This window comes from Levilactobacillus hammesii DSM 16381 (assembly GCF_001434395.1).
GTDB lineage: Bacteria > Bacillota > Bacilli > Lactobacillales > Lactobacillaceae > Levilactobacillus > Levilactobacillus hammesii.
Window position 1 is genome coordinate 1 of sequence record NZ_AZFS01000043.1, and the last position, 359, is coordinate 359.

Below are 359 nucleotides of genomic sequence, written 5' to 3' on the forward strand. Positions count from 1 at the left end.
GGTAGATTGCAAATTTAATCCGAATTTTTGGACAAATTTGTCAGCATAACCTGATACGGTGTTTGCCAGTCGAGTATTTTAAGCGGTCGCTGGTTAATTTGGAGTAACGTCGTCGTTAAATCTTGAGCACTAATGTGCTCAAAACGAGTCCCTTTAGGATAAAAATAACGTAAATTCCGATTAAAGCGTTCATTACTACCACGTTCAGCTGGCGTATAAGCATGGCAGTAATAGGTCTTAATACCATATTGTGATTCAAGTGATACTAGCCCACTAAACTCAGTGCCACGGTCCACAGTAAAGCTGTGCACCGGACCATTAAAAGTGGTTAGGAACTTAGTTAGTGCTTCATTAACAGT

1 protein-coding gene is annotated in these 359 nt (G+C 40.1%); it reads right to left on the bottom strand.

All coding sequences use genetic code 11. From position 1 onward, the window contains the following. Positions 1-14: 14 nt before the first annotated feature. Positions 15-359, bottom strand: a 345-nt coding sequence (locus FD28_RS13035; RefSeq protein WP_157059819.1) for an IS30 family transposase, incomplete at its 5' end; no start/stop codon positions are given.